This is a genomic window from Skermanella stibiiresistens SB22, from assembly GCF_000576635.1.
Lineage (GTDB): Bacteria > Pseudomonadota > Alphaproteobacteria > Azospirillales > Azospirillaceae > Skermanella > Skermanella stibiiresistens.
In genome coordinates, this window is the sequence record NZ_AVFL01000014.1 from 181,169 (window position 1) to 190,821 (window position 9,653).

The window sequence follows — 9,653 nt, forward strand, 5'->3', positions numbered from 1 at the left end:
TTTCCTAAAGGTTCAAGATCGGTCAGTCGAGAAAGTCGCAGTGCTTCTCGACATGGGCCGCCAGATCGAGCGTGTGATCCCGCACGAGCCGTTCGACCAGATCCGCGTCCCGCTTTTTCAGCGCGTCGATGATATGTTGGTGTTGCACGATCGACCGATGCGCCCGGTCGTTCTGTTGGATGGTGATCTTCCGGATCGCCCGGATATGCACGAACAGGTTCTCGGTGATCTCGTTGATCAGCGTGCAGTCGGACGACCGGATGATCGATTGGTGGAACTGGATGTTGGCATCGGAGTATTCGTCCAGGTGCTCGTCCAGCCCGGCGTCGGAGAAGCCCAGGAACAGCTCCTCCAGGTCCCGGATCTCCGCGTCGGTCGCCCGCTGCGTGATCAGCCGGGCCGCCATGCTTTCCAGCGCCGCCCAGACGGTGACCATCTCGATGATTTCGCGCTTGGTCTTACGGACCACGAAGATGCCGCGCCGGGGAACCGAGCGCACGAAGCCCTCGCGCTCCAGCAACGCCATCGCCTCGCGCACCGGGGTGCGGCTGACGCCCAGGGCCTCGCAGAGCTGCCGCTCGTCGAGCCGGATCTCGCTGGGATGGTCATAGATACCCATCTGCGAAATGGCGCTCTTGAGAGCGGCATAGGCCTTGGTCTTGAAACTCGCCCCCGTGTCCAGGGGCTCGACCGCGAACTTCATGGTGTTCATCACTGTCTCCACCCGTCCCGGCTCTTTAGCGCTGTTGCACTTCGTCCGGTGTTCGGCTCGGTATTCGCGTTCCGGCCTCTGAATGAAAAATATTGTATACCAGATACGGTCTACGCGACAAGCGCCTTTGTGGGATGAAACGACATTTCTTTTCGGCGGCGGAAACCTTCGATTTCGCGCTATTTTGCAGTGCGGAATCGACCTGTTCGGTCGCGGCCCGTGAAGGATCATCGCATGGGGAGTGAAATCAACCGTAGGTCGGCTACAGCGCAGCGGCAGCCGACAAGCAGGCGCGTCGGGAGTGGTGTCGGCTGCCGCTGCGCCATAGCCGACCTACAAACCACTGCTTTACCGGAGCGGCCGCGTGCCCAAGGGCGTATTGTTCGCGGGGTGAACGCGGCCGGAGGCCGCGTCTACTTAGGGCCGCCTTGAATCAATATCCAAGGCTGCTGAACTGACCCATCGACCCAAATTCCAGACAACAAAAAAGGGCGGCCGAAGCCGCCCTTTTCTTGTACCAAGTCCGCGGCGCTTAGACGGCGCGCAGGTTCTCGGCCGAGCTCTTGCCACGACGCGGGTCGTTGACGACCTCGTAGGAGACCTTCTGGCCTTCCGCGAGGTTGCCCATGCCCGACCGCTCGACGGCCGAGATGTGCACGAAAACGTCAGCCGTGCCGTTCTCCGGCTCGATGAAACCAAAACCCTTGGTGGTGTTGAACCACTTAACAGTACCGATAGCCATGGGTAATCCCCTTAAATGGCGTTGTCCCCCACGACATGTGAGGGGCATCAAATTCACTTCGGGGAGAGACCCAGTCCCACGGATGGGGCTGGACAACACGTTACCCAGAGCAGCACTCGACAGGCGGAAGATGGCCTAGGATTGCGCCGCATACAAGCGCGATTTTGTGTCCAACCATAAATTACTTTGAAACACCTGTTTCCGAAGCCGCTTTCGGATCGGCCCGATCCTCCGAATCGTGACGCGACAACCGGAGATGCTCGACCAGCCTGCGCGCGTGAACCGGCAGCGCGTCCAGGCGCCTGACGCAGACCACCAGCCGGCGGGTGGCCCAGGCGTCGGTCAGCCCCACGGTATCGATCGCCAGGGTCCCGCGGCAGCGTCGGGCGGCGTTCTCCGGCACCACGGCGACGCCGACGCCCCGCTCGACCATTCTGCAAACCGCGTCGAATCCAGTGAGGCCGACACGCGGCTTGAGCGGGCGTCCGAGACGCGCCGCGTGAGCCGCCAAGTGTTCGGCCAGGGCGCTGGTTCGCGTCAAGCCGACGAAATCCTCATCCAGCGCGTCCGCGAAGGCCACGGCGCGCCGGTCGCCCAGCCGATGGCCGCGCGGAACCACCAGCACCAGCCGATCGGTCCGGAAGGGATGGGTCTCCAGTCCCTCGGTCCCGGCCAGATCCGCCAGGACGCCGACCTCGGCGTGACCCTGGGCGATCGCGGGCGCCACCTCGACGCTGGGGCGCTCCTCCAGGTCGACATCGACTCCGGGATTGTCGGCGAGCCAGCCCGCCAGGACGTTCGGCAGGTATTCCTCCAGCGCCGCCGTGTTCGAGAGCAGCCGCACATGCCCGCGCGGGCCGCCGCGGGCGTGCTGGCGCAGGTCGCCGCGCAGGCGTTCCATTTGCTCCAGCACGAGTCGGGCGTGGTGGACCAGGGCGCGGCCGGCCGGTGTCGGCGACACGCCCCGCCTGCCCCGCTCCAGCAGCGGCGCCCCAAGAGCCTCCTCCATCCCGCGCACGCGCGCGCTCGCCGAAGCCAAGGCGAGGTTGGCGCGGCTGGCGCCGGCGGTGATGCTGCCCTCCTCCACCACGGCGGCGAACAGGCGCAGGTCGGTTAGGTCGAAACTCATGCCGCGAGCATAGCGCGGTCCAGCCTATGGCTCAAACGAAGGCAGGCTCAACGACTCCCGCATTGTGACTCCCCGGAACGGGGCTCATCGTCGCGGCCATGTCCAGTCTGATCGACCATCTTCATCTTGTCGCCGCCACGTTCCTGCTGGCTGGCCTCGTCAAGGGCGTCACCGGCCTCGGTCTGCCGACGGTCGCCATCGGCCTCCTCAGCCTGGTGATGCCACCGGATCAAGCGGCGGCGCTCGTCGTCGTGCCTTCGCTCCTGACGAATGTCTGGCAGATGGCGGCGGGACCGGCGCTGGGCCCGCTGGTTCGCCGATTGTGGCCGATGCTGGCGGGGGTTTGCGCCGGCACCTGGGCTGGGTCCGGCACGCTGACGGGATCGGGGGCCGGAACCGCCTCCGCCGGCTTGGGGATCGCCCTCGTCGTGTACGCGGCGTTCGGACTGCTGGCGATCCGCCCGCGGCGCGTTCCCGCTGGCGCCGAATGGTGGCTGGGGCCGCTCGCCGGAGCCGCGACCGGTTTGGTCACCGCCGCCACCGGCGTGTTCGTGATTCCCGCGGTTCCCTATCTTCAGGCGCTTGGGCTGGAGAAGGAGGATCTCGTGCAGGCGCTCGGCCTCTCCTTCACGGTTTCCACCCTGGCGCTCGCCGGTTCCCTCGCGGGGGCCGGTGCCCTGGATCCGCGCGGCGCGGGATACTCGCTGCTGGCGCTGGCGCCGGCGGTGCTGGGCGTGTTCGCCGGGCAATGGGTCCGGCGCGCGGTTTCGGCCCTGGTCTTCCGCCGCTGCTTCTTCGCCGGCCTGCTGATGCTCGGCGCGCATCTGGCCGTGAAGGGACTGGCGTGACGGTCGGGACCGCGGTTATTCCGCGGCGCTTGGCAGCGGCCCATCCGCGTCGCATCGCGCGACGGTTTCGCCGATCCGATAGTACTTGTCGGCCCGATGGCAATCCGCCGGGCACCGGCGGCAGGTGTCGGGATCGTCGCATAGTCCGTCCCGAACCGCGATCAGGCGGTCGATCAGGTTGCGCATCTTCGCCGAGTCCGACCCGGCTCGCGAACTCAGATACGAGATGGTGTCTTCAAGATCCGCGCGACGACCAGACATGTGATGGTCCCGTTGTGATGACATCGATTGCGAAGTCGCGTGGCCGCGAATCAGGAGTTTTTCCTCGGGCCAGGGTCCAGCTCTGTAGATTACACTAATAGTATTGGTATCATATGGAGTCATGCAAGTCGCATCTATGCGCCAGTTCGATTTACGCATGCTTAGTAAATCTGGATAAACACTTAGAAGCCGTTAATCAAGAATTTTATTTCCGCTCCAGGAAATGATTATACACTTATGCGGCAAGGGAAATTCTCGGGCAACCGACATCCTTCGACGCGAATGTTCACTTCGGCTTATTCGGCCTGATGGATCGGGAAAGGCTGATTTGTCGCGGTCTTGGTTTGACGCCCCACGGTCGGCGACTTTCGGAAGCCGGGCGTGACAGGCGCCATGCGCCGCCGCGGGTTGGGGTTCCATCACCCCGTTCGCGCCCTGCGACATAACACCCATGGCTGGTCACCACCCGCGTGGTGTAGCGGATCACCAAGATATCGACCCTCCGTCGAGCGTCTCCGAGGATGCTGGGGCAACCGCCAGTCCACCCGCAGGCGAGCGCCGACCGGTCGGTACGGGGAACGACTTGGGAGGGGCGTCATGTCCAATCAGATTTATGCCAGGGTTCGCCAGAACGCGAACTACGGGATCCTGGTCAAGAAGCGCGGCAGGCTGGCCTTCATCCTCTCGGCGCTGGTGCTCGTCAGCTACTATGGCTTCATGATGGTGGTGGCCTTCGCTCCCAGCCTGCTCGGCAGGCCGCTGGGCGAGGGGATGACGCTGACGATCGGCGCTCCGATCGGGGCGGCGATCATCATCGTCTCCTGGCTGCTGACCGGGGTCTATTCCCACTTCGCCAATGGCGAGTTCGAGGAGTTGACCGAAAACCTGATCCGGGAGACCGCGGAATGAGGCGCTTCCTGTGCGTCGGCGCCGCCAGCCTCATCGTGCTGGCGGCGCTGTCCAGTTTCGCGGATCCCACCTTCGCCGCCAACGATCTTGGCGCCGCGGAGAAGCAGGCGATCAACCCGACCGCCATCATCATGTTCCTCATCTTCGTGATGGGCACGCTCGGCATCACCTATTGGGCGGCCAACCGCACCAAGTCGGCGGCCGACTTCTACACTGCGGGCGGCGGCATCACCGGCTTCCAGAACGGCCTCGCGATCGCCGGCGACTACATGTCCGCCGCCACCCTGCTGGGGCTGTCGAGTCTGGTGTTCTCCACCGGTTTCGACGGCTTCATCTACATCATCAGCTTCTTCGTCGGCTGGCCGATCATCCTGTTCCTGGTCGCGGAGCGTCTGCGCAACCTGGGCCGCTTCACCTTCGCGGACATCGCATCCTATCGCCTCGACCAAGCCAAGGTCAGGACCTTCGCGGCGATCGGATCGCTGACGGTCGTGTGCTTCTATCTGATCGTGCAGATGGTCGGCGCCGGCCAGCTGATCAAGCTGCTGTTCGGTCTCGACTATGCGGTGGCCGTCGTGATCGTCGGCGTGCTGATGGTGGTCTACGTCACCTTCGGCGGCATGATCGCCACCACCTGGGTCCAGATCATCAAGGCCGTGCTTCTGCTGGGCGGCGGATCGGTGCTGGGCATCCTGGCGCTGGCGTATTTCGGCTTCAACCTCGACTTCATGGCCGCGCAGGCGGTGGCGTCCCACAAGGCCGGTATCAAGATCATGGCGCCGGGCTCGCTGCTGGCCGATCCCGTCTCCGCCGTGTCGCTGTCGCTGGGCCTGGTGTTCGGCACCGCCGGCCTGCCGCACATCATGATGCGCTTCTTCACCGTCCCCAACGCCAAGGAGGCGCGCAAGAGCGTCTTCGTGGCCTCGGGCTTCATCGGCTTCTTCTTCCTGGTGGTTGCGGTGCTCGGCTTGGCGGCCATCACCATCGTCGGCACCGATCCGCGGTTCTTCGAGGGCGGCAAGATCGGGGGCAAGATCATCGGCGGCGGCAACATGCCGGTGATGCATCTGGCCAAGGCGCTGGGCGGCGACCTGTTCCTGGGCTTCCTGTCGGCGGTCGCCTTCGCCACCATCCTGGCGGTCGTGTCCGGACTGGCGCTCGCCGGAGCCTCGGCGATCTCCCACGACATCTACGCGCGCGTCATCCGCAAGGGCAAGGCGACGGAGAAGGAGGAGATGCGCGTCTCCAAGATCGCCTCGCTGGCGCTGGGCGTGCTGGCGGTGGTGCTCGGCATCCTGTTCGAGAAGCAGAACGTCGCGTTCCTGGTCGGATTGACCTTCGGCATCGCGGCCTCGGCCAACTTCCCGGTGCTCATCCTGTCAATGTATTGGAAGGGTCTGACGACACGCGGCGCGCTGTATGGCGGCTTGACCGGCCTGATCTCGGCCGTCGTCTGCGTCGTGCTGTCCAAGGCGGTCTGGGTCGTCGTGCTTGAGAACCCCGCGCCGATCTTCCCCTACGAGCAGCCGGCCCTGTTCTCCATGACGCTCGCCTTCCTGGTGACCATCGTGGTGTCCAAGCTGGACCGCAGCGCGTCGGCGCTGAGGGAGCGCGACGCGTTCGACGATCAGAACGTCCGGTCCCAGACCGGCATCGGCGCGTCCGGAGCCGTGGCGCACTGATACCAGCGGATCACCGCCGGAGGGGGGACCAGCGCCCCTCCCCGGCGGTTCCTCGGATCAATCGGCGTTGGCTTCGATCGCCGACTTCAGCACGTCGCCCAAGCGCTCGATTCCCTTGGCGATGCTGTCGACATCGGAGAGCGAGAAGCTGAGCCGGAAGGTGTTCCGCCCTGAGGCGTCGGACCGGAACGCGCCGCCCGGCACGAAGGCGACCCGGGCCTCGTCGATCGCCCGGTGCAGCACCTTGGCGCCGTCCAGCCGTTCCGGCATGGTCACCCAGATGAACATGCCGCCTAGCGGCTTGGTCCAGGTGACCTCCTGGGGCATGTGGCTTTCCAGGGCGGCCAGCATGGCGTCCCGCCGCGCCTTGTAGGTCGAGCGGATGCGGCCGATGTTGGCGTCGAGCGTCTTCGACGCCACCTCGAACATGACCATCTGGTTCAGCGTGGCGGAGTGCAGGTCGCTGGCCTGCTTGATCAGCACCAGCTTGCGGATGACCTCGCGCGGCGCCACCACCCAGCCCAGTCGCAGGGCCGGCACCACCGTCTTGGAGAAGGTGCCGCAATAGATCACGCGGCCGTTGTCGATCCCGCCGGCGCGCTCGCATTCCAGCGCCAGCAGCGGCGGCAGCGGCTCGCCGTCGTAGCGCAGCTTCTCATAGGCCGCGTCCTCGATCAGCGGGATGTCCAGCTTGTGGGTCAGGCCGAGAACGGCCTCGCGCTCCGCCATGTCCATGCTGACCCCGGTCGGGTTCTGGAAGTCGGGCATGATGTAGCCGAACGCCGGCTTGGCCCCACCGGGTTCGAAACCAGCCGCCCCGGCCAAGTCGTGTGGGAAATGGACATAGCTCGGTTCGTAGCTGTTGAACGCCTGCAAGGCGCCCAAATATGTCGGGTCGCTGACCAGCACCGGGTCGCCGGGATTGATGAACAGGCGGCCCAGGAAGTCGAGCGCCTGCTGCGAGCCATTGGTGATGATGATGTTGTCGCGGCCACAGGGGACGCCCAGGTTCGCCATGTAGCCGGCCAGCCATTCGCGGAGCGGCGGATAACCCTCGCTGACCGAATATTGCAGGGCCGCGGCGGCGCGGGCCGGGTCGGACAGGATGCCGTGGTAGCTCGCCGCGATCTCGGCTTGCGGGAACAGGGCGGGATCCGGAATGCCTCCCGCGAACGAGATGATATCCGGCTGCTCCAGCAGCTTCAGCAACTCGCGGATCTCGGAGGCGGCCATGCGGCCGGCCCGCTTCGCGTATCGAGCGTCCCAATCGATCATTTGGAAGGCGTTCCTCGTGGTGTTCAGGCTGTCATGTCACCGCCCCAATGATAATTCAAGTGGCTTGTGCCGAGGTGCGGAAGGGGCGCCACGCCGTCGCGCCCTGGCGGCGACGGTGTCGCGCCCCACCCCGTCGGCGCCCCCGCGGTCATCCGGTCAGGCGATGGCGAAGTCGTCGGCGGCGAACTCGTTGACCAGGACGCCCAGGAACTCGATCTGCCCGGCATCGCCCAGGTCGAGCACGGTACCGGAGGTCGACGCGCTCAGATGGGCCAGCGGATCGAAGCCGGCGCCGAAACCGACGAGATCGACCACATCCAAGGTCTTGTCGAAATCGACGATGAGGTCGTCTCCTCCGGCGTCGAAGCGGAACACGAAGTGATCGGCGCCGCCGAAGCCGGCCAGGAAGTCATCGCCGGCACCCCCCTCGATCGTGTCGGCCGCGTTGCCGCCGATCACCGTGTCGTTGCCGCCATCGCCGTGCAGGATGTCCGGCGCGTGGGTTTCCAGCGACTGGTTGGCGACCGCTCGGATCAGGTCGTCTCCCTCGCCTCCGAAGATAGTGTCGGCCGCGATATCGCCGCCGCGTAGGATGTCGTTGCCGGCCTCGCCGAACACCACGTCGCCGTCGGGGTCGTTCCAGGCGACCAAGTCGTCTCCGTCCCCGCCGAACACGAAATCGGCTCCGGCCATGCCTCCCACGGTGTCGTTGCCGGAGCCAGCCAGGACGAGATCGCCCTCGGTTCCGGTGTTGAAGGTATCGTTGCCATCGTCACCGATGAGGATATCGGCGCCGGCGCCGCCGTTGATGATGTCATCGCCGGCCAAGCCGTTGATCAGGTCGGCGCCGCCCAGTCCATCGATTTGATCGGCCTCGGGCGTACCAAAGAGAATATCGGGATCTTCAGTGCCGACGATAGGGATCGCTGTCATTTGAGCACCCATTTTGCCGTAGCTGGGAAAGATCATGTCTTAGGGGTGAAGTTTGGTCTTTCACGTTTGGAGACCAGCAAAATCACCGCTTCGACATATCCGCCCATCGTCGATGTCTGGCAAATTATAATAGGTGTTAGTTCCGTCAGTTTATCTGGCTTCACTCAAGAGATGGCCGTATTTAGAATGATACGTACGACGCTATGCGGTTGGTTTTGAAAGAAATCTTCGCCGTGACACCGCGCAGGGAGGTCTCGATGTTAAACAACCGTGACAAAGGTCACTGGCTCTTTCAAAGATAATTTTCATTTGAAAATTTCATTTTCGTATCATCGACGGCGCTTCCGACCGGATGCGTCGAGCCGAACAAACAAAAGCGGCGGCCATTGGACGGCCGCCGCTTGATAAAAGACCCCTCTCCGACCGGTCATCCGTGACTTTCGGACGACGGCACCACACGTCAGGTTGCAGGGGAGGCAAATGCGTGCGCGACGATCGAAGAGGGGCAGTGAGTTCCTTGGCGGGGAGTTCCTTGAGGCTCGGTCAGGCGACCGACTTGACGATCTCCTCGGCGACCTTCTTGGCGTCGCCGAACAGCATCATCGTGTTGGGGCGGAAGAACAGCTCGTTGTCGACACCGGCATAGCCGGACGCCATCGACCGCTTGATGAAGACCACCGTCTTGGCCTTCTCGACGTCCAGGATCGGCATGCCGTAGATCGCCGAGGTCGGATCGGTCTTGGCCGCCGGGTTGGTCACGTCATTGGCGCCGATCACGAAGGCGACATCGGTCTGGCCGAAGTCGCGGTTGATCTCCTCCAGCTCCAACACCTCGTCATAGGGCACGTTGGCCTCGGCCAGCAGCACGTTCATGTGGCCGGGCATGCGGCCGGCGACGGGGTGGATGGCGTAGCGGACCTCGACGCCCTCCTCCTTCAGCAGGTCGGCCATCTCGCGAAGGGCGTGCTGCGCCTGCGCCACCGCCATGCCATAGCCCGGCACGATGATGACCGACGAGGCGTTCTTCATGATGAACGCCGCGTCCTCCGCCGAACCGGCCCGCACGGTGCGGTCTCCCGCGGGACCACCGGCGGCGGCGGCCGCGCTGTCACCGCCGAAGCCGCCCAGGATGACGTTGAAGATCGACCGGTTCATGCCCTTG

10 protein-coding genes are annotated in these 9,653 nt (G+C 64.6%); 3 read left to right on the forward strand and 7 right to left on the reverse strand.

Translation table 11 applies throughout. The features are described from left to right. Positions 1-22: 22 nt before the first annotated feature. The 3 genes from N825_RS19440 to N825_RS19450 form a co-directional block, all read right to left on the reverse strand. Complete coding sequence (locus N825_RS19440; RefSeq protein WP_051512606.1) at positions 23-712, reverse strand: GntR family transcriptional regulator; 690 nt, start codon at positions 710-712, stop codon at positions 23-25. 532 nt (positions 713-1,244) lie between these two features. Further along, complete coding sequence (locus tag N825_RS19445; protein ID WP_037455614.1) at positions 1,245-1,454, reverse strand: cold-shock protein; 210 nt, start codon at positions 1,452-1,454, stop codon at positions 1,245-1,247. 181 nt (positions 1,455-1,635) lie between these two features. Continuing rightward, entirely contained in the window at positions 1,636-2,583 is a 948-nt protein-coding gene (locus N825_RS19450; RefSeq protein WP_037455616.1) for a LysR substrate-binding domain-containing protein, read from the reverse strand. A 98-nt stretch (positions 2,584-2,681) separates the two neighbouring features. Here N825_RS19450 and N825_RS19455 point away from each other — a divergent pair, with 98 nt between their 5' ends. Continuing rightward, a complete protein-coding gene (locus N825_RS19455; RefSeq protein ID WP_037455621.1) occupies positions 2,682-3,431 on the forward strand; it encodes a sulfite exporter TauE/SafE family protein in 750 nt (249 codons plus the stop codon). A 15-nt stretch (positions 3,432-3,446) separates the two neighbouring features. Here the strand turns inward: N825_RS19455 and N825_RS39025 are convergent, their stop codons facing one another. After that, positions 3,447-3,692 carry a hypothetical protein gene (locus tag N825_RS39025; RefSeq protein ID WP_157619390.1) on the reverse strand — a complete coding sequence of 82 codons (246 nt, stop codon included), beginning with the start codon at positions 3,690-3,692 and terminating at the stop codon, positions 3,447-3,449. A gap of 597 nt (positions 3,693-4,289) precedes the next feature. Here N825_RS39025 and N825_RS19460 point away from each other — a divergent pair. Both N825_RS19460 and N825_RS19465 read left to right on the forward strand, forming a co-directional pair. Then, a complete protein-coding gene (locus N825_RS19460; RefSeq protein ID WP_037455623.1) occupies positions 4,290-4,601 on the forward strand; it encodes a DUF485 domain-containing protein in 312 nt (103 codons plus the stop codon). Then, entirely contained in the window at positions 4,598-6,283 is a 1,686-nt protein-coding gene (locus N825_RS19465; protein ID WP_037455625.1) for a cation acetate symporter, read from the forward strand. The genes N825_RS19460 and N825_RS19465 overlap by 4 nt, the downstream gene beginning before the upstream one ends. Before the next feature lie 57 nt (positions 6,284-6,340). On the opposite strand, the gene N825_RS19470 is transcribed toward N825_RS19465, so the two are convergent. The 3 genes from N825_RS19470 to N825_RS19480 form a co-directional block, all read right to left on the reverse strand. Next, on the reverse strand, positions 6,341-7,558 hold the full coding sequence (locus N825_RS19470; protein WP_037455628.1) for an aminotransferase-like domain-containing protein: 1,218 nt from the start codon (positions 7,556-7,558) through the stop codon (positions 6,341-6,343). Positions 7,559-7,714: 156 nt separating this feature from the next. Beyond that, positions 7,715-8,491: a calcium-binding protein gene (locus N825_RS19475; RefSeq protein ID WP_051512607.1), complete on the reverse strand. Its 777-nt coding sequence runs from the start codon at positions 8,489-8,491 to the stop codon at positions 7,715-7,717. A 543-nt stretch (positions 8,492-9,034) separates the two neighbouring features. Further along, a partial coding sequence (locus tag N825_RS19480; RefSeq protein WP_037455789.1) for an NAD(P)(+) transhydrogenase (Re/Si-specific) subunit beta occupies positions 9,035-9,653 on the reverse strand: 619 nt, incomplete at its 5' end.